Source organism: Acidobacteriota bacterium, assembly GCA_034211275.1.
Classification (GTDB): Bacteria; Acidobacteriota; Thermoanaerobaculia; order Multivoradales; family JAHZIX01; genus JAGQSE01.
The window spans coordinates 1-20,043 of the sequence record JAXHTF010000123.1 but is presented as its reverse complement, the minus strand read 5'-3'; the positions used below and the strand labels follow the sequence as shown (position 1 = coordinate 20,043).

Below are 20,043 nucleotides of genomic sequence, written 5' to 3'. Positions count from 1 at the left end.
GGGAATCTTCACCCCCTTGGGGCGGCCGGTGGTGCCGGAGGTGTAGAGCAGGCAGAGGACGTCCTCGCCGTCGCAGGAAGTCCTCTGCCAGTGGGGATCCTCCTCCAGAGCGGCGACGGCGTCGGAGTAGGCCAGCTCTCCTTCTTGGGGCTGGTCGAAGGCGACCCAATGCTCAAGGGCGGCGGCAGGAAGGTCGGCAAACTCGCTGCCTCCCCCAGCGATGAGACGCTCCTTCAACCCCGTCACCACCTCTCCCAGCTCGCCGTCGTAAAGCAGGGCCCTGAGGCCGCTGTCCCGCACCACGTGCTCGAGCTCCGCCGCCGTCAGCCGGGTCCCCAGAGTGACCAGGGTGATGCCGGTCTTGCCGGCGGCGAAGAAGGCCTCCAAATACTCCACCCGGTTGTGGGCCAGGATGCCCACCCGGTCGCCCTTGGCGAGGCCCAGGACCTCGGTCCACAGCCGGGCGCAACGCACCGCCCGCCGGTCCAGCTGGCCGTAGGTCAAGCGGAGCTCAGGCTCCACCACCACCAGGGCCGGCCGGTCCGGGGTCAGCCGGGCGCGTTCGCCGAGGATGTCCGCTTGTAGAGTCGGTGCCTGCATCTGCTCGAGCCTCCGAAGGTCAGTGATTGCCGCAGGGAGCCCCGTAGCCGGAACAGCATCCGGTGCCGGTGCACGAGGTGGTCAGCATGTTGAGCAGGATGCGGCCGGTGTTGTTCTTCGCCCGGTAATGCCCCACGCCGTCGGCATCGCCGCCCAAAAGGTTGAAGTAGGACCAGTCGGCGAGATCGTAGTCGAGGCCGGCGGCGGTGGTGCCGTGACCGACGTCGAGCTGCGCCTTGACGTTGGAGCGGCTGTCGAAGACCGCCGAGTCGCCGCAGCCGGCGACGTAGCTGGCGGTGCCGCAGAGCACTTCGTCGTGAACGTCGGCGCCGAGGGCATAGAACCAGGTGCTCTTGCCCGAGGGATAGTCACGGAAACCGCCGTTGCCCAGGCGCGGATTCCAGGTCGACCAGCTGTGAGGGTAGAGGCCGAAGATCCCCGAGTTGTAGTAGTTCTGGGAGCCGCAGGTGGGGTAATAGGCGTTGGCGTAGCCCACGTAATAACAGGAGACCAGACCGCGCATGCCCCCGGCGATGGCCACGAAGCGCCGCACCTGGCTCCACATGCCGTCGTCCTCGACGGCGTAGAGCCCCATGGTCACCCCCAGGGAATGGCTCACCACGTCCACCTGAGTCGAACCGGTGTAGGCCATGACGTCCCACAGGAAGTCGGCGATGAGATCCGCCTTGGAGGGCTTGTGGTAGTTGAATTGGGGCAGGCCGCGCTCGCTGGAGGACAGCCAGTTGACGCCGAAGAGCTCGCAGTCGTTGTAGCCGGAGGCGCGAAAAGCATCGTAGACCGACGCGACGCCGGTGGAGGTGGGATAGTCGAAATTCTTCGCCTCGTCGCCGTTGCCGTGGAGGAAGACCACCGGCGTACGACTGGCGGCGCAGCTACCGCCACCGAAGCCTCCATAGGGGGCGTTGGTGGGAGAGAACCCTCCGGCGAATTGGCTGGAGCCCCCGGTGTAGCTCAACGCCGAAGCCGGCGCCGGCAGCAGCAGCACGACTAAGAGTGCACAAAGAATCAACGCAAATCCTCGGTTCATAGCAACCTCCTATACCCACAGAACGATAAGAAATAAAAATCCGCCCCTCGCGCAGAGCGGCTTTCGCCGAAATTCAAGGGTCTTCATCTTCATCGCCGCTTTCGGCAGGACCCGGCGCCGACTGGGCCAGCACCGCCGGCAGCGCCGCAGCGAACTTCGCCGGGCACTCCACCTGGGGCACGTGGCCGCAGCGCTCGATCCAGGTCAGCCGCGCGTTGGGCAAGCCGTCGAGCAGGCGCTGGGGATAGTCCCGGCCAAGATACTCGTCCGCCTCACCCCAGAGCAGGTCCACCGGCGTCGAGATCTCCCCCAGCCGCCCTTCCAGCAAATGACCGTCGAGATCCGCCTCGGCCTGGAACATGCGCGCCGCCTGGCCGGTCTTGGCCCGGCGCACCAGATCGTCGAGCACTGCGTCGGGGGTGGGGGGCGCGTCCGGCCCCCGCAGCGCCGCCATCAGCCGGCGGGCCTCCTCGCGATCCTTGGGTAACAGGCTCAGCTCACCGGTGTCGGCGCGTAGCGGGCCGCCGTTGATGGCCACCACCCGGCTCACCGCCGCTGGATGGTGCAAGGCCGCCAGCATCGCCACCCAGGCCCCCATGGAGTTGCCCACCAGGATCGGTGCCGGCTGCCCTTCCGTCACCCCGTGGGCCTGCAACCAGCCCTCGAAGCTCTCCACCACCGTGGTCATCTTCAGCGGGCCGGCGGCGGGAGCACTCTCGCCGTGACCGGGGAGGTCCACCAGCAGCACCCGATACTCCTCGGCCAGCATCGGCGCGGCGGAGAACCAGGTCCCCGCCTGGTCGGTGACCCCGTGGATCAGCACCAGGGGCGCTCCCTCACCCTTCTCCCACCACACCAGCCGCCCCCCAGCTTCCTCTGCCTCCCGGCGCTGGAAGCCGGCGTTGGCCAGCTGGACGCGGCTGTAGGCGGCGAAGAGATCGAGGGGACCAGGTTGTTGCGCCGGAGCCTGCTCGGCAGCCTCGGCGGCGGGTTTGGCCGGGGCTCGAGGGGCCTCGTTCTTCTGCGGCTGGTCGCCCCGAGCCGAGCTCCAAGAGATCAAGACCACCACCGCCACGGCAGCCACGGCGAAGAGACTCAGCTTGCTCATCATCCCCCCTCCCCGCCGTTGACCGCCCCGACCCGGAACGCCGCCCCCGCCTGGTTGTAGCCGACGCCGGAGCCGACGAAGACCACCAGGTCGCCGGGCTTGGTTTTGCCCTGGCCGACGGCGTCGTCGAAGGCCATACCCAGGCAGGCGGAGCCGGTGTAGCCGCACTCCTCCATGATGGTGTGGGCGCGCTCCACCGGCAGCCCCAGATCGTCCATCACCGTCTGGATCGACGGCTTGCGCACCTGGGTGAAGATGAAGAGATCGACGTCCTCCAAGGCGAAACCACCGTCCTTCGCCAGGCGGCGCACCAGCCGCGGCCAGCCCTCGTGATTGACCTCCGGCGGATAGCGTTCGAGCATGCGCACCTGGGTCTGGCCCAGCTCCACCGCCTGGACGGTGGCGGGCTGCGCCGTACCGCCGGCGAAGATGCCCCAATTGTGGGCATAGGAGCCATCCGCCTGGGCTGCGGCGCAGACGAAGCCGGGCTCCTCCGCCGGCTCCAGCACCGCCGCCCCGGCGCCGTCGCCGTAGAAGAAGATCATCGGATCCTCCGGGTCGGCGAGGCGATGCATGAGGTAGACGCCGAGCACCAAGACGGTCCGGATGCTCGGGTTGGCAGCGATCCATCCGGCTCCCGTCGCCAGACCGGTGGGGAACGACGCGCAGGCGCAGCCGATGTCGAAGCTGCCGGCGTTCACCGCCCCCAGCTTGTGCTGCAGCACCGTCGAGGTGGCGGGGGTGATGAAGTCCGGCGAGTCGGTGCCGAGGAGGATCAGATCCACGTCCTCGGGCCGGCGGCCAGCGCGCTCCAGGGCTTGCTGTGCCGCCGGCAGCGCCAGGTCCGAAGTGGCCCAATCCTCCGGGGCGTACCACCGCCGACGAATGCCGGTGCGCGCCTCCATCTTGTCGACGAAACCGTCGAGCTCCGGGTCGACGCGGGCCAAGCGCTCCCGCAGCACATCGTTGGGCACCTCCACCGGCGGCAGGTAGCTACCGGTGGAGATGATTTGAGCGTAGCGACTCATACTCCAGCCCCCGTCATGTCCCGGGTACCAGGCCGCCGTCCACCGACAGCACCGTGCCGCTGACGAAGGAAGCCCCGTCGGAGGCCAGCCAGAGGTAGGCCTCGGCGATGTCCTCGGGTTTGCCCATGCGCCCCAAAGGCGTGTGGGCGACCATCCCGTCGAGCACCTTCTGAGGCATGCTCTGCAGGATCTCGGTGGCGATGAAGCCCGGTGCCACGGCGTTGGAGCGGATGCCGTAACGGCCCAGCTCCCGCGCCCAGCCCTTGGTCATGGTGATCACCCCGCCCTTGGTGGCAGCGTAGTTGGTCTGACCGAAGTTGCCGTAGAGCCCCACCACCGACGACGCGTTGAGGATCACTCCCCCACCGCCGCGGATCATGTGGGGCACCACCGCCCGGCCGCACAGGAAGACCCCGCGCAGGTTGACGCCGATGACCGCATCGAAGGCGGCATCGCTCATGGTGGAGACCACCTCGCCGTCCTTCCATTTGACCAGCTGGGCGTCGCGCACGATGCCGGCGTTGTTGACCAGCACGTCGATGCCGCCCCACTCGTCCACCACCGCCGCCACCGCCGCTTCCACGGCGTCGCCGTCGGTGACGTCCACCACTGCGTAGCGGCCTTCCCCGCCGGCTTCCTGGATGGCCGCCAGCAGATCGTCTCCGGCCTCCCGGTTGACGTCCCAGGCCGCCACCTTGGCTCCTTCCGCCGCAAAGCGCAGCGCCGTGGCCCGGCCGATACCGGCGGCCGCCCCGGTGACCAGGACGACCTTTCCCTGCAATCCCGTAGAGATCATGCTCGCTCTCCCCTGCGCCTTAGAACCGATACCCGAGGGTGGCGGTGACGGTCTCCGGCGCGCCGTAGGAACCCTGCAGGATGCCCAGCACCGGAATGTTGTAGCCGTTGGTCAGGTATTCCTCGTCGCCGAGGTTCTTGCCGTTGATGGTGAACTGCCAGGTGCCACTGCCCGAGAGCCAGGAGATCCAGGCGTTGACGATGCCGTAGGAATCCTGGGAGATGGGCAGCAGGGGCACCGCCGGGTTGGTCGGGTCCGGGCCGCCCTCGTTGGTGAGGATGGCTTCGTCCCGGTAGGCGTAGCCGATGCTGCTGGTGATCAGGCCGCCGAAGGCCGGGAAGTCGAAGTTGAGGTTCAGCGCGCCGGTGAACTCCGGAGCGTTGCTGATCACCTGGGTGTCGACGAAGAAGTCCCCGTTCTCGTCCAGGAACTCATCCGGCGAGGCATCGAGATAGCTGACGTTGCCGGACAGACCGAACCACGAGACGGTGGGCGAAATCCAGTTGAACTCCACCTCCACACCCGAGATGGTGGCGCTGCCGGCGTTGAGGAAGTTGCCGAAGAAGGCGTCGTCGGTGCCGTCGCCGTCGGAGTCGTAGGAGGTGAAGGTACTCACCTGGATGTCCTCGTAATCACCGTAGAAGGCCGCGATGTTGAGCACCAGGCTGCGGTCCGCCAGCACCGACTTGAGGCCCACCTCGCCGACGGTGAGCACCTCGTCGTCGAAGGGCTCGGCGGACTCGGGGAAGGCGGTGGCCTGGGCGCGAACGTTGAAGCCGCCGCTCTTGAAGCCGCGGGACAGGGTGACATAGCCCAGCACGTCGTCGGTGAAGGAGTAGTCCAGCCCCAGTTTCGGCGCCACCGAGGTAAAGGTCTCGGACTGGTCGTAGTCGGCGGTGACGGCGTTGATGACGGTGAAGGTGGCGTCGGTGTAGCCGGCGTTGAAGGCCACGCCCCGCTTCTCCTCCTCCGTCAGCCGCACGCCGAAGTTGAGGTTGAGGCGATCCGACAGGGCGTAGGTACCGTCGCCGAAGAGGGCGAAGGACTCGGTGTCGGTGAAACCGTCGGTGGTGCCAAAGAGGCTGTTGAGGAAGTTGTTGCGCACCAGACCGCCGGCGCTGCCGTCGAAGTAGTAGAGGCCGAAGACACCGTCGAAGCGGCCGCCACTGTCGTAGATGAATTGGAATTCCTGCGAGGTCTGCTCATCGTAGTAGGTGGCCTCGACGTCGGTGATGGGCGCCGGGGTGGTGTCGAAGTCGATGTTGTTCTCGGTGTCCGACTCACGATAGGCGGTGATGGACTTGAAGCGCCAATCCTCGTTGATCGCCCAGTCGACGGTCAGGGAGTAGCCCTCGGTCTCGGTGCTGTTGAGGGGCTCCAGGCCGCTCTGGGTGTCGAAGATGTCGTCCAGCGGCGGGCAGGTGGCGCCCAGGAAGAGGGGGCAGAAGGGATTCGCCTCCAGCCGGGTCAGGCCCTTGGGCTCAGCGTCGTCCTCGGTGCGGTCGGCGCGGAATTTGACCGTCACATCGTCGCTGACCAGCCAGTCCAGGGACAGGCGGGCGGCGAAGGTGTCCTTGTCGGAGACGTCGCGGCCGGTGAAGAGGTTGGTGCCGTAGCCGTCGTGGGTCAGGGAAGCGAAGGCGATGCCCGCCCGCAGCTTGCCGGGGACCAGGGCGCCGGAGACGCTGGCCTTGATGTCCTGGGTGTTGTAGCTACCGCCGGTTACCGCCACCTTGCCGCGGAAGTCGTCGGTGAGGGCCCGGCTGGTGTATTTGATCGCGCCGCCGATGGTGTTCTTGCCGTAAAGGGTGCCCTGGGGGCCACGCAGCACTTCGATCTGACCGATGTCGAAGACGTCCAGCAGCGCGCCCTGGGGACGGGCGATGTAGACGTCATCGAGGTACAGGCCGACACCGGGATCGACGCCCCACAGGGGATCGGCCTGACCGATGCCGCGGAGGAAGGCGGTGAGGGTGGTGCTCTGGTTGCGCCCGGAGTAGATGGAGAGGTTGGGTACCTGGGATTGGATCTCCGAAATATCCTCCACCCCGCTATCCTCGAGAGTCTCGGCGGGCAGCACGGTCACCGCCACCGGCACGTCCTGGATGTTCTCCTCGCGCTTACGGGCGGTGACGGTGATCTCCTCGGAGATGGGCTGGCCGGTGACCGCTCCCGCCTCTTCCTCTTCCGCCGCCTCTTCTTCGTTGCTGGGTTCTTCGGCGGCCTGCTCCTCGGCGGCGTCTTGTTGCGCCATGGCCACCAGCGCCGGGCTGAGCAGGAGCCCGAACAGGATCATGAGACAGATGCTGAGTCGATTTCGAAGCATGGTGGATTCCTCCAGGCTGTGTTTCCGGATCGAAGGTCCGGACCAAGTGTCTTCTCGGACTCGCCTCTCGCACTGGCGGGTCCAAATTGGGTTTGCCGTCAACGTTTCCTAAAAGCGTTTCTCATCCAGGGGGGTCGGTTCAGGAGCTCTCCGGAGGGCGGTTCCCCGACGGCCCCCGCGGCAGCAGTCCGTAGCGCAGCAGGCGGATGAATTCCTCCGTCGCCTGTTGCGGATTCATGCCAAAGTGCATGGGCGCGCCGAAGCACTGTTCGATGGTGAAGAAGTAGAAGAACCAGCGCACCGCCAGGATCACCCCCACCAGAGGATCGATCTCCCCCAGCTCCCCCGCCGCCTTGCGCGCCTCCAGCTTGGTGCCGTAAACCTCCCGAAAGCGCTCCGCCATGCCTTCGTAGAAGGAGCCGATGTGCGCGCCGCGGAACTCCACCACGTCGACGTAGATGAGCAGGATGTACGGCCGGTTCTCCCGCACCACCTGCTCGATGGCTGCCGCCATATCCTCCAAGTCGTCGGGGAAGTCCGCCCGGGCGAAGAGTTGCTGCAGCGGATGCTCGGGATCCTGCAAGCGCTCCCAGTAGCGGTCCAAGAGCTGTTTGAAGATGGCCTCTTTGTTGGCGAAGTGGTGGTAGAGGTTGCCCATGGACAACCCCGACCGCTCGGCGATCTGACGCATGGAGGTGGCCCCGAAGCCCTGGCTGGAGAAGAGCTCCAGCGCGGCCTCCAAGGCCTGCTCCAGCGACACCCGAGACCGATCCTGTTTGCGGCGGGCAACCATTCCAACTCCTTTGAAGAAAACAAACCGAGCGCTCGTTCGGTATTGTGGACACGCGTTCATGGAGTGTCAAGTCGCGTTGCGTCAAGCTCCTTCGAGGAAATGTCAACCGCTCCTTGAGAACCCCGTTGAAAGCACCTAAACCTTGATGAGAAAAGGAATCTCACCCCTCAGACCAACGAGCCAGCGGTCCCGAACAAAGCCCCCATTGCCGCGCTTCGGCATAGCTGGCAGACCTCTCGGCTCAGCAGGGACCGGTCCCCCAGGGGCGTGGGCAGTCGGGTTCTGCGGTGGGCGAAGACGCCCATCCTCGAATCCCGCAGCCCACTCAGACCGGTTGTGAGAGCTGAGATCAAGGGGAGGACTCCACCGGGAGTGGTGCCGCTTCTGGAGGCGACTGCTGGAGACCAACACTTGGGTACCACCTGCTGAACTCGTTGAGACCAAAGGGATCAACAAGTGGGTACCACCTACCTGCCGGCCGGCTGGAAGCCGGCGCTCCCAGGGGGGACCTACCAGAGGGACCAACAAGTGGGTACCACCTACCTCAATCCTCAATTCCACTCCCTTCGAACTGGTCCCCCACGACCCCGCATCACCGGCGGTATGGCGAGGGAGCGGGACCCGAGGATGGCCCCCCGGGCCACCGCAGGGCCTGACTCCCGAGCACCCCGCGCGGACGTTCTCCTGGTTCTGCGTGAAGCGACCAACCAGCGATCAACACTTGGGCACCACCTGCCTAACTCGTTGAAAACAAAAGGACCAACAAGTGGGTACCACCCACTTCCCCACAGCCACTGGATTCTTCAGCATCGGCTGATAGGGTTGAGACCAGCCGAGGCCGAATTCGCTCGAGATCTCGGCTACCCCAACCACTGAAAGGAGCCTTTCTAGATATGGTGGCCACTGCTTCGACTATGCTGCCCCTGGGCACAGATGCCCCAGACTTCCATCTCACCGACACCGAGGGACACGATGTTTCCCTCAGCACCTTCGCCGGGGCACCGGCGCTTTTGGTGGTCTTCATGTGCAACCACTGCCCCTTCGTGGTCAAGATCCGCGACGGGCTGGCGAAGTTTGCTCTGGACTACCGCGACCAAGGCCTGGCGGTGGTGGGCATCAACTCCAACGATCCGGCCAAATATCCCGACGACAGCCCGGAGAAGATGAAAGAAGAAGTGCGCAAGGTGGGCTACATCTTTCCCTACCTCTTCGACGCCAGCCAGGACGTCGCCAAGACCTACCGCGCCGCCTGCACGCCGGACTTCTTCCTCTTCGACGGCGACCGCAAGCTGGTCTACCGCGGCCAATTCGACGACAGCCGCCCGGGCAACGAGCTGCCGGTCACCGGCGCCGACCTGCGCAGGGCCGTCGACGCAGTGCTCGCCGGCAATCCCGTGCCGGAGCCCCAGAAGCCCAGCATGGGCTGCAATATCAAATGGCGGGAAGGCAACGAGCCCGAGTACTTCGGACTCTGAGGAGATCTCGGCCACCTGCGCCGTCTACGATTCCGCCAGCCACGAGGCGGAGATTCTCACCCTGTCGTAGCAATCCTCTTCCAACACCCAGCCTGCCGACCTCGCCGCGCCTGAGGGAAATCCCCCAGGCCGGCTGAGGACTTCTCCCTCTCCCGCCCACCGCCCGACGACCTTAGGGTCTTGAATACCCCACCGAACCAGCTTCGCCGGCGGGGAAATTCGAAAACGACTCTGAGGAACTCCGCATGTCTTATTCTTCTGGTTCTCGTCCCGGCGGGCCGTCTCCAACCCATCTTCTGCGCCGCCTCCGCCCTCACCGCCTGCACCTTCCTTGGCTCGGCGCGCTGGCGCTGGCCTGTTTTCTCACAGCGGCTCCCGCCTGGGGCATCGCCGACATCCTGGACATTCATCGGCCGCTGGCGGACTTCGACTCCCGCACCGACGTGCTGGCTCCCACCCCTCAACAGCTCGCTCTGGTGGACCAGCTGGGTGCCGCCGCGACCTGGAATCGCTTCGGCACGCCCCAATCCCTGATCAACTATGGCTCTTTCCTCGCCAGCGGCTACGGCTCCGACCCCGCCACCGCCGCCCGCGCCTGGTTGCGAGACAACTCGTCGCTATTCCACCTCAGCGCCCAAGGAGTCGACGCGCTGGAGCTGGTCAACGTCTCGCCCATGGGCGGCCCGGAGACCGCCGCGGTGCTCTTCCGTCAGAGCTTTGGCGGCCTCATTGCCGCCAGCGGCGGCTTGATCACCGTCGGCGTCACCGATGGAGACATCGTCTACGCCTCCTCCTCCGCCGTCGGCGACCAGGCCCCGCCAGGGGCTCCGGTGCTTTCCGCCACCGAGGCCTGGCTGCTGGCCGCATCCAGCATCGGCTTGCCGCTCTCCGCCCTCGATCTTTCCGGCCTCCGCCAGGAAGGGGATTGGACGGTCTTCGACGTCCTCGGCCTGCTGCAGCCCCAGCGCTCCCGTCTGCGGGCATTCCCGACTCCCATCGGCGGCGTCTTACCGGCGTTCGAAACCTTGGTACTCGACGTTCTGGGCGGTCACGCCCAGGCCTATACGATCTTCGTCGACGCCCAAACCGGTGAGCTGCTGGCCCGCCACAATCGGGTTCAGCGCCTGCAGGCTCCCACCGCGGTGCAGGCCGCCCAGCTTCTCCCGGTGCCGCGCTGGAACCTCTTCCCGGCCAACCCCCCTCTCGATCTCTCCACCAACGACACCCGCTCGCTGGCCTGCTGGACTCTGACGGATTCCAACGGCCAGCCCATCTCCGGCTGCGACCTGGAGCTGGAAAACTCGGCGGCCCGCGCTCCTTGGGACCACTTACCCCTTGCCGGAGCTCCTACCTTCACCACATTGGGCAATGCCGCTTCGTCGGCGTCCGCGTGGCTCAGCCCGCTGACGCCGGCGGAGGGGTATCGCCCGGTGAGTCTCGACCGCAACTATGACTTCCCATGGCTCAACACCTGGCAGGAGAGCGGCTGCTCGCCGCTGTCCTTCACCCCTCCCGGCGTCACCAACGCCAACGATCTGGACGCCGCCACGGTCAACCTCTTCGCCATGCACAACCGGATGCACGATTGGTCGTATTTCCTCGGCTTCACCGAGGCCAACTACAACCTGCAGGTCAGCAACTTCGGTCTGACGCCTCCCAACCAGGAGACCGATCCGGAGATCGGCAATGTCCAGGCGGGAGCGGTCACCGGCGGATTCCCCACCTTCCTGGGGCGCGACAACGCCAACCAGGTCACCCTCAATGACGGCATCCCGGGCATCACCAATATGTACCTCTGGCAGCCCATCGCCGGCGCCTTCTATGCCCCTTGCGTCGACGGCGACTTCGACATGGGAGTGATCGGCCACGAATACACCCACGCGATCTCCAACCGCATGGCGGGCGGCCCGGACGACAACCTCACCGGCGCCCAGGCCGGCGCCATGGGTGAGAGCTGGTCGGATCTGGTGGCCATGGAGTACCTCAACGAGTACGGCCTGGTGCCCACCGCCGGCGAGAGCCCCTACGCCGTGGGCACCTACGCCACCGGCAGCGGCGAGAAGGGGATTCGCAACTACAACATGTCGCGCAACCTCACCCCGCCGGCGGTGGGCGCCCACACCGCCCCCCTGACCCAGCGCAACCCATTGAACTACAGCAACGTCGGCTACGACACCAGCGGCGCCCAGGTGCACGCCGACGGCGAGATTTGGAGCACTACCAACTTCGACCTGCGGGCGGCGCTGGTGGACAAATACGACGCTCAATTCCCGGCCGCCGATGCCGTGCTGCAGGCCCGCTGCGCCGACGGTGAGCTGCCCGCGGACCTCTGCCCGGGCAATCGCCGCTGGGCGCAGATCGTTTTCGACGCCTGGCTCCTGATGCCCGCCAGCGTCAGCATGCTCGACGCCCGGGACGCCTATCTGGCGGCGGACATGATGCGCTTCGGCGGCGCCAACCAGCTGGAGCTGTGGCGCACCTTCGCCCACCGCGGCATGGGGGAGAACGCCTCCAGCCAGGGCGCCGACGACAGCGATCCGGCGCCGAGCTTTGAGTCGCCGCTGGAAGCGGAGGCGAATCTACTCTTCAACATCGTCGACACGGACACCGGCGCGCCGGTGGAAGCGGAGGTCTTCATCGGCCACTACGAGGCCCGCTCCGTCCCCGTCGCCGACACCGTCGCCGGCACGGTGCTGGGCGCCACCGTCAGCCTGCTACCCGGCCTCACCCAAGACTTCCTGGTGCGCGCCGACGGCTACGGCCACGTGCGCTTCCCCTACCAGGCTCTGAGCGCCAGCAGCTCGACCCTCACCGTGGGGATGCCCAAGAACCTGGCCTCGACCCACAACGGAGCCACCGCCGCCGGCAGCGGGGTGAATCTCGACGCTCTCATCGACGACACCGAGGCCACCAACTGGGCCGACCTCATCGCCCCCGCGGCGGGAGACCAGGTCACCGTCGATCTCAGCGGCGGCGTCCAGCGCATCACCCGGGTCAACGTCAGTGCCCTGCTGCGACCGGAAGATGCAGAGAATGCGGACTCGGCGGCGCAAAATCGCTTCACCGCCCTGCGCCAATTCGAGATCCGCACCTGCGTGACCGGCGCCAGCCTGCTCAACCCCACGTGTTCCGGCCTGCTGCCGACGGGTTTCAGCACGATTTTCACCAGCCCCGCGGACGCCTTCCCGGCGGGGGTGCCGCGACCGCTGGCGCCGGACATGATCCTGCGCGAATTCGATGTGCCAGATACCGACGCTACCCACGTGCAGCTGCGGGTGCTCCACAGCCAATGCACCGGCACGCCGGCCTACCAGGGAGAGCAGGACGCGGACCCGCTCAACGCCACGGATTGCTCCACCGCGTCGTCCAACGCCGACGTGGTGCGCGCCGCCGAGCTACAGGTCTTCGGCACCGATCCGTCGACGCCCGATTGAGGCCTCCGGCGCTATCCTGATTGCAGGCTTCCGACTCCCAGGAAGCCTCAAACCACCGGCGGGCGGTGCTTCGGTGCCGCCCGCCGGTCCTGCGTTTTCGATTCGACCTGGAACACAGCCCGGTGGCCTTACCCCAACAGCCCCTTGCGAGCAGCGTAGCGCACCAGCTCCACGGTGTTGTGCACGCCCAGCTTGTCCATCAGACGAGTGCGGTGGTTCTCGGCGGTCTTGGTGCTGATGCCCAGGGCCTTGCCCACCTCCTTGGTGGTTTTGCCCTCCACCACCAGATGGAAGACCTCCCGCTCGCGAGGGGTGAGGGAGCCGTAGGGATCCTCCGGGGTGCGCTCCGGATGGCGGTACTGCTCCGCCAGAACCCGCGCCGCCTGAGGACCAAAGTAGCCCTCGCCGGCAGCCAGAGCCCGCACCGCCGCCAGCAGCTCCGAGGCCGCACTGTCCTTGACCAAATACCCCGAGGCCCCGGCGCGCACCACCGGCAGCACATATTCCTCTTCTTCGTGCACCGTGAGCACCAGGATGCGCGTCGAGGGTAGCTCTTCGTGGATCCGCCGCGCTGCCTCCAGGCCTCCCAACCGCGGCATGCTGAGATCCAGCACCGCCACGTCCGGACGCTGGCGAAGAGCCAGCTCCACCGCTTCCACTCCATCTCCGGCCTGAGCCACCACCTCGCAATCACCGCCCTCGTCGAGCAGGCTGACCAATCCCTGGCGCACGATGGTGTGGTCGTCGGCCACCAGAACCCGAATCTTCACTGACTCTCCTTCGGGGGCTTATCCACGGATGAAGCAGCCCCGGATCCCAGCGGAAGCCAGATCTCCATGGTCGCCCCCTCGCCGGGCTGCGAGCGGATCTGCAGCTTGCCACCAAAGATCTCCACCCGGTCCCGGATCCCCGCCAGGCCGTGGCCGCCATCCCCCCGCGCCACCGCCGCCGGGTCGAAACCCCGGCCGTCGTCCGTCACCGTCAGCCGCAGCCCACCGCCGCGACGTTCCAGGCGCAGCTCGCAGGCGTCGGCGCCGGAGTGCTTGAGAGCGTTGGTCACCGCCTCCTGAGACACTCGGAAGACCAGCGTCTCCAGCTCCGGCGGCAGGCGCCCATCATCCAGATCATCGAGGGCCAGCTGTACCCGGAAGCCGGTGCCCTCTCCCAGAGTGCGGCCGAGCCAGCGCAACGCCGGCACCAGGCCGAGATCGTCGAGCACTCGGGGACGCAGCAGATGGGACAGCCGGCGGGCCTCGGCGAGAGCTTCGTGCACCACGTCGCCGGTGCCGGCGAGCTCCCGGGCCAGCTGCGGATCCGAGTCTTCCGCCCGGGCGGAGAGGCGCTGCAGCTGGATCTTCAGCGCCGTCAGCGTCTGGCCGAGGCTGTCGTGGAGTTCCCGGGCCAAGCGCCGGCGCTCCTCCTCCTGCACCCGCCACACGGCCTTGGCGAGGCCCCGGAAGCGCTGCTCTCCCTCCACCAGCTGGCGGAAGAGCTCGACGTTGTCCTGATTCAGCCGGTGAATCCGGTCCGCCAGCTCCTTCAGGTCCGTACCCGCTGGAGCCTCAGCCGGCAAAACCGACCGACTTGTTGTCTTCCATTGGCTGGGCTTCTTCGACCATGAGCTCTCGGTCAATGCTCCGCACCTCCGGGAGACCGTCGAAGGCCGCTCTTTCCCGTCCCTCGAGACTCTCCCGCACCCGCATGATCTCCGCCTGGGCCAAGCTCAGCGCCTCTCCCGCCGCACGGGTCCGCCCCCTTGCCTCCAGGACCTCCGCCAGCAGACTGTGAAGCCGATAGGTGCCGGCCAAGGGTGCCGACTGCCGCGCCCGATCGGCAGCGGTGCTGGCCACCACCTCGGCGCCGCCCAAATCTCCAGAGCTGCGCCGCAGCTCCGCCAGGGCCAGCCCACCGACCATCTGGAGCCGCGCATGCTCCAGGCGACCGCTTTCCTCGGTGACCGCTTCCACCTGCTTCAGCGCGGCCCGGAGATCTTTCCCCGCCGTCGCCTCTCCCAATCCCAGGCGCGACCAAAGCTCCGCCGCCAAACCACCGCTGGCCATCGCCGATTCCAGCGCCAGGGAGAAACGCTGCGCTGCCTGGGAGGCATTTCCCCGCTGCAGCTGCAAGCGACCTTCCAAGCAGAGAAGGCGAGCCCGCTGCTCTCGGTTGTTCTGCAGCTCCAACCAGGTACGGGCTCGTTCCAGACCCTCTTCGGCCCTGTCCGCGAGGCCCAGAGCGAGGAGAAGCTCCGACCGGTCGAGGTTGACCTCCACCAAGCCTGCCGGCGCTTCCAGCTGGGCCAGTGTGTCCAGAGCCTCCCGGTAGTAGTCGAGGGCTGCGCCATAGCGTCCTTGGTAGTGGGCCGCCCGGCCCAGCAGGCCTTGTGCTGCCGCTTCCATGTCCCGAAGACCATTCTCGCGGGCGAACTCCAAACCTTGCAGGAGGGATTTGAGCGCCGGTTCCCAATGCCCCTGGGCCAATTGCAGGTGAGCCCGGCTCTGCCCCACCAACACCTCTCCCTCGGCATTGCCGCTCTCGCGGTAGCTTTCCAAGGCGCTGCTCCAACGGCCCGCAGCGCTGTCGTACTCCCCGAGCATGAATTCCACGAACGCCACGTTGTTGAGACTCTCCGCGATGGCTCGCTGATCGCCCAGCTCCCACCGCCCCTCGAGCCCCTGGAGAAAGTAGTCTCGAGCCTCCCGATAGAGGCCCCGGCGCTCCAAGAGATGCCCCAGATGATTGTAGGCGCTGGCGATACCCCGTCGGTCCCCGATCTCCTCCCGCAGACGCAGCACTGTCTGCAGATCCTGCTCTGCTGCCTCCAGCTCTCCCTGGTGAGAGTGGATCATGGCGAGGTTGAACAACGACGCCGAATGGCCGCGGACATCGCCGCTCCGCTGGCGGATCTGGGCCGCTTGCCGATACCGTTCCTCAGCGTCGCCGAAGGCTCCGAGCTTTTGATACGCCACCCCGAAGGCGTTGAGCACATCCCCCTGGCCCTGAAGGTTGTCCAATCGATTGTGGATCACCAACGCCCGGGTCAGGAAGTCATCCACCGCCCGCCGGCTATCGCCGCCGAGGATGGAGAATTTGCCGAGGAGAAACCAAGCCTCAGGATTCTGGGGATCCCGCCGGGTGATCTCCTGCAACACCTCGGAGGCTTCGTCATAGCTCCCGGCGGCCCCGTAGATTTCCGCCAGCTGCAAACGACTCTCGGTGTCGAAGGGATAGCGTCGGTTCAGCTCCTGGAGAAAACCCTGGGCCGCCTCCGGATCGCCTTCCAGCGAAGCCCGCTGTGCCCGCGCCCGCAGGGCCAGCCGCCCGTCGCTCCTCACCGCGGCCTGCACCGCCGCCGTCGCTGCATGCTGGCCGCGCTGGGCATAGCCCAAGGTCCCGTAGACATCCGCCAGGCGCATCCAGGCCAGGGCAAACTCCGGATCCTCCTCCACGGCCCGCTCCAAAGCGGCGGCGGCGGTCACCGGATCTCCCCGCTGGAGGGCTCCCAACCCCTCGTCGTAGGCGCTGGCAGCGGCAGCGGTCACGGGTTGTGCAGCACCTTCATCCCTCCCTTCGACCCCCAGCCGGCGCCGCAGCTCGACGCTGAGCAACTGCACCAGCCGCGGCACCTGCTCTCCCGCTGCCACCTCGGCAACGAACGATTGGGTCGGCAGCCCCTCTTGGTCCAAGGACACCAGCCGCGCATCCACCCGCAGCCCTTGGCCGACGCTGCGCACCTGTCCCAGAACCAAGCGATTGATGTCCAGCACCTCCCCCAGGAGCTGCTGTTCGGACTTCGGGATCAGTCCCGGAGAGATCTTCAAATCCTCGAGAATGCGGAAGACCCGCATTCCGTCCACCACCCGCAGATCGGCGCTCTCCGACAGTTCCCCCGCCACCAGCTCCGGCAGCCCGTTGGACACCCAAGCCAAATCCTGACGACCGGTTTCGTCCGCCAGGGGCAGCACCGCCACCGAGTGGACAGGCACCGGCGCTCCGGAAGGATTTGCCCATTGCCAGGTGGCCCAGCTGCCTACCAAGGCCAACGCCAACACCACCAACAGAGCCCAGAGCCGGGAGGATCTTGCCGCCCCGACGCGAGAGGGTTCCGCAGCTCTCGGCAAGGATCGGACCACCGCCGGGCGAGCCTCTTCCCTCGAAGAGTCGGCGTTCGAAGAGCCGGCCTTCGAGGAGCCGGCCGATGGAGCCGGCAGAGGCTCCGGCGCCTGGCCGGTGGAGAGATCTCGCCCGATCTCCTCGGCGGATTGGTAGCGCCGGTCCGGATCGTTCTCCAGACACCGCTGGACCACCGCCGCCAACTCCGGCGGTATGTCCCTCCTCGCGTCCAACAGATTCTCGGGCCGGCCCGAAATGCGCTGGGCCAGCACCTCCGTCAGCGAGCCCCCGGCAAAGGGCAAATCGCCGGTGAGCATTTCGTAGAGAATCAAGCCCAAGGCATAGAGATCCGCCCGATGATCCGCCTTCTCACCCCGGGCTTGCTCCGGGGAGAGATAGTCCGGAGTCCCGATGATGCTGCCGGTGACGGTGAGACCGGCGGCGCTGGCGGAGCTGGCGATGCCGAAGTCGGTGATGTAGGCACGCCCGGCGGGAGAGACCAGGATGTTGCCGGGCTTGAGATCCCGATGCACCACCCCTTCCCGATGGGCGGCGTTCAACCCGCGGGCGAGCTGACGACCGATGTCCACCGCCTCCGCCGGATCCAACCTTCCGCTGGACTCCAGAATCTCCTTCAGGGATTGCCCCTCGACGAAGTCCATGGTCAGGAAGTAAATCTCCCCGACCTCTCCCAGGTCGTGGATGCGCACCACATTGCGATGGGAGACCTGGCGCGCCAGGATCAGCTCCTGACGGAAGCGGGCGCGGAGCTTCTCGTTACCGGCGCGGTCCGGCCGCAGCAGCTTGAGAGCTACGGGGATATCCAGGCGCTCGTCCAGCGCCCGGTAAACCATTCCCATGCCGCCCACGCCCAACAACCCGACGATGCGGTAGCGGCCGGCGAAAAGAGAGTGGGGCGCCAGCAGTGTCGGGTCAGCGCTGGTGAGAGTGGCGTCCGAGGCGGGGGGCGGCGGATGAGGATCCTTGGGATCTTGGCTCATCCTCTGGCTCCAGTGTCGTCGAGGCTCGCACTCTCGAGGCCTGCGGCTTCGGGGGTGGGAAGAGAGGAGCGCCAATCGGAGGCGGGAGACGAGCGATATTGCGGCACTGAGCGCTCCCAGACCGCCGGCAGCCCTGCCAGGGTCTCTCCCGGCGGCATCACCTGCCGAACTCCGGCCACCTCGCGGTGGATCTGCGCCACCGCCACCGCCAGCCCGGCGTGGGACGCTAGAGCGGTGAGGATCTCCAGATCGAGATCGGAAAAGCTCTGCCCCAGCTCCCGGCTGTCGGCGTAAACCACCCCGACCAGCCGATCCAACACCTTGAGCGGAAGGCAGACCAGCGCCCGCACCTCGCTCTCCACCACGCTGGCCCGCCCGCCGAGGAAGGTGTCGAGACTGACGTCTCCCAGCGCCGTCGGCCGGCCGGTGTCGAGGGTCCGTTGCACGGCGCCGGCACTACCGTCGAAGGTCGGTCCGAGAAGCTCGTCCGCCGCTACCCCGACCGAGGCCGCCAGGTCCAGGCCGCCCTCCGGCAGGGTGAGCAGAACAAAGCCCCGCTCCGCCATCGACACTTCCAACACCGAGCGCAGCACCTGCTCCAGCAGAGATTCCAAACCGGCGCCGGGATCGAAGCGCGTCTGCAGGCTCAGCGAGGTCTGCCAGCGGTCGAAGGTGCGCCGGGCGTCGGCCTCCACCTGTTCCGGCGAGATCACCTCGAATTGGGCCAGCAGGCCTCCGAAGCTGATCCAGCTGCCGGAATCGACACCGCCCCCGGACGCCGGAAGGCCCTCCAGGAGGGTTCCGTTCTTGCTCCCCAAATCCTCCACGGACCAGCCGGTGTCTCCCCGCTGCAGGCGGGCATGGCGGCGAGAGACTCGATGGTCCTCGAGCACGACCTCGCAGCTTGGATCCCGCCCTACCACGACGCGGGAGAGCTCCTCGTCGAGGGCAAAGGAAGCCGGAGGCCGCTCCGGAAAATGCACCACGAGGCGAACCGGCATTGGTTTTCTCAGAAAAGTCCGCCGTCCGCCTGCCGCTGCAAGCTGAAGGCGAGCCGAGCAGCGTTGGCCCGCAGCTCACCGGCAACGTTGGTCAGGCTGCCACCGGCAACCCATTGGTCCGGGATGTCCTGACCGCTGTGAGTCACCACCTCCTCGGAGAAGTCGTCCAGCAACTCCAACGCCGCCTCCGGATCATCCGCCAAAACCTCATCGTGCACGCCTTCCAGCAGAGTGTCCAGCTCGCCCCAGAGGGTAGGGTTGATGGTCTGCACCTGCGCCGCCAAAGTCGACTCCAAGGCGGTGAGCTGCTGGTTGACCACAGCCTCCACCGGCCGGGGATCGAGCACGATCAAATGCTCGCGGGCGAACTCCGGATGGACCGCGCCGACGCGGAAGCTCCCCGAGCTCATCCAGGCGGTGACATCCTCGAAGCTTCCGCTGGGTGTAGCAGCGTAGAGGCGCAGAAGGGTGCCTGCCAGGTAGAGCAGGTCGGTGGTGTAGATCTCCACCGTCACCACCCCGTTCATTGACAGGGTGCTGGCAGGAGGTGGATCGAGGGTCAGAAGCACCGGGAAGTTACTGCTGGGGAGCAGTCCGGTGATGGTGGGAAGGCGCGCCAAGAGCCCCAGATCGAGAGGGTTCACCAGCTGAGCGGAAAGCCCCAAATTGGCAGGGGTCAAGCCCGTGGCGTTCTCGAAGACGATATGCAACTCCGCGGAAAGCCCCGGCAGCACGATGTCCGCGGTCACTTCCTGGCCGTTGATTTGTAGGTTTTGAATCCCCTGCCCCGAAGCGGTGCTCGCTCCAAAAGCAAGAGTGGCGAGAACGATAGCGAAGAGGACCGACCTTGCGCTGTTGGCCATGATTTACCTCCCGGCTCGGTTGGTCTTATGGGAGAGCGAGTATAGCAGAGCTTCGAGAAGATATTGCGCTAAAGCTTCATACCTAATAACAAAACCTGCCCTCTGAGTAAAAAAACTCGTCTCGACTGAGGATTTCTCCCTATTTTTTATCCGACCTCTCCGGGTAATCCTAGTCTCGGAAAGACTTTGAGGCAGAGCTAGCCGACGGGACCCCCGGCAACTAGGCCCGCTCGCTCTAATGTCTCTCCACACACGCTAATGCCTTCAAGGACACCTATGTCCTTCCTGCCCCGCCGGTTACCTCAGGCCGGCGGGGTCTTTTTGTCTCGTCCTCTTACCTTTTCCGGTGGGGCAGAGCCCCCAACGACGAGATCCCGAGGACTCGGCCTCGGGATCTCGCGTTCAAAGGACGGTGGGCCGGCGGCTTCCCAGGGGAGGTGCCGCCGGGACGGGGTCA

General features: G+C 66.4%; 14 protein-coding genes. 2 read left to right on the top strand and 12 right to left on the bottom strand.

All coding sequences use genetic code 11. The features are described 5' to 3' along the window. The 7 genes from SX243_17270 to SX243_17240 all read right to left on the bottom strand — a co-directional run. A partial coding sequence (locus SX243_17270) for an AMP-binding protein (protein ID MDY7094725.1) occupies positions 1-600 on the bottom strand: 600 nt, incomplete at its 3' end. A gap of 19 nt (positions 601-619) precedes the next feature. Continuing rightward, positions 620-1,648: a lipase gene (locus SX243_17265; GenBank protein ID MDY7094724.1), complete on the bottom strand. Its 1,029-nt coding sequence runs from the start codon at positions 1,646-1,648 to the stop codon at positions 620-622. Positions 1,649-1,721: 73 nt separating this feature from the next. Further along, positions 1,722-2,759, bottom strand: coding sequence for an alpha/beta hydrolase (locus SX243_17260; GenBank protein ID MDY7094723.1), 1,038 nt, complete (start codon positions 2,757-2,759; stop codon positions 1,722-1,724). Then, the gene (locus tag SX243_17255; GenBank protein MDY7094722.1) at positions 2,756-3,784 is read right to left on the bottom strand and encodes a ketoacyl-ACP synthase III; all 1,029 of its coding nucleotides are present in this window, start codon (positions 3,782-3,784) and stop codon (positions 2,756-2,758) included. The genes SX243_17260 and SX243_17255 overlap by 4 nt, the downstream gene beginning before the upstream one ends. Before the next feature lie 13 nt (positions 3,785-3,797). Further along, a complete protein-coding gene (locus tag SX243_17250; GenBank protein MDY7094721.1) occupies positions 3,798-4,580 on the bottom strand; it encodes an SDR family oxidoreductase in 783 nt (260 codons plus the stop codon). Between the two features lie 19 nt (positions 4,581-4,599). Then, positions 4,600-6,906 (bottom strand): TonB-dependent receptor, encoded by a 2,307-nt coding sequence (locus SX243_17245; GenBank protein MDY7094720.1) that lies wholly within the window; start codon positions 6,904-6,906, stop codon positions 4,600-4,602. 139 nt (positions 6,907-7,045) lie between these two features. After that, complete coding sequence (locus SX243_17240) at positions 7,046-7,699, bottom strand: TetR/AcrR family transcriptional regulator (GenBank protein ID MDY7094719.1); 654 nt, start codon at positions 7,697-7,699, stop codon at positions 7,046-7,048. 893 nt (positions 7,700-8,592) lie between these two features. On the opposite strand from SX243_17240, the gene SX243_17235 reads away from it, so the two are divergent. Further along, positions 8,593-9,174, top strand: a complete 582-nt coding sequence (locus tag SX243_17235) for a thioredoxin family protein (GenBank protein ID MDY7094718.1) — start codon at positions 8,593-8,595, stop codon at positions 9,172-9,174. A 245-nt stretch (positions 9,175-9,419) separates the two neighbouring features. Continuing rightward, positions 9,420-12,608, top strand: a complete 3,189-nt coding sequence (locus SX243_17230) for a M36 family metallopeptidase (protein ID MDY7094717.1) — start codon at positions 9,420-9,422, stop codon at positions 12,606-12,608. Positions 12,609-12,736: 128 nt separating this feature from the next. Here the strand turns inward: SX243_17230 and SX243_17225 are convergent, their stop codons facing one another. The 5 genes from SX243_17225 to SX243_17205 are packed head-to-tail and all read right to left on the bottom strand — an operon-like array spanning position 12,737 to position 19,586. Continuing rightward, entirely contained in the window at positions 12,737-13,378 is a 642-nt protein-coding gene (locus tag SX243_17225; protein MDY7094716.1) for a response regulator transcription factor, read from the bottom strand. Next, a complete protein-coding gene (locus SX243_17220) occupies positions 13,375-14,181 on the bottom strand; it encodes a sensor histidine kinase (protein MDY7094715.1) in 807 nt (268 codons plus the stop codon). Before SX243_17220 ends, SX243_17225 begins: the two co-directional genes overlap by 4 nt. Continuing rightward, entirely contained in the window at positions 14,171-17,722 is a 3,552-nt protein-coding gene (locus SX243_17215; GenBank protein MDY7094714.1) for a protein kinase, read from the bottom strand. Before SX243_17215 ends, SX243_17220 begins: the two co-directional genes overlap by 11 nt. Then, on the bottom strand, positions 17,719-18,723 hold the full coding sequence (locus SX243_17210; protein ID MDY7094713.1) for an FHA domain-containing protein: 1,005 nt from the start codon (positions 18,721-18,723) through the stop codon (positions 17,719-17,721). Before SX243_17210 ends, SX243_17215 begins: the two co-directional genes overlap by 4 nt. 8 nt (positions 18,724-18,731) lie before the next feature. Beyond that, positions 18,732-19,586, bottom strand: a complete 855-nt coding sequence (locus SX243_17205; GenBank protein MDY7094712.1) for a DUF6689 family protein — start codon at positions 19,584-19,586, stop codon at positions 18,732-18,734. Positions 19,587-20,043: the final 457 nt, after the last annotated feature.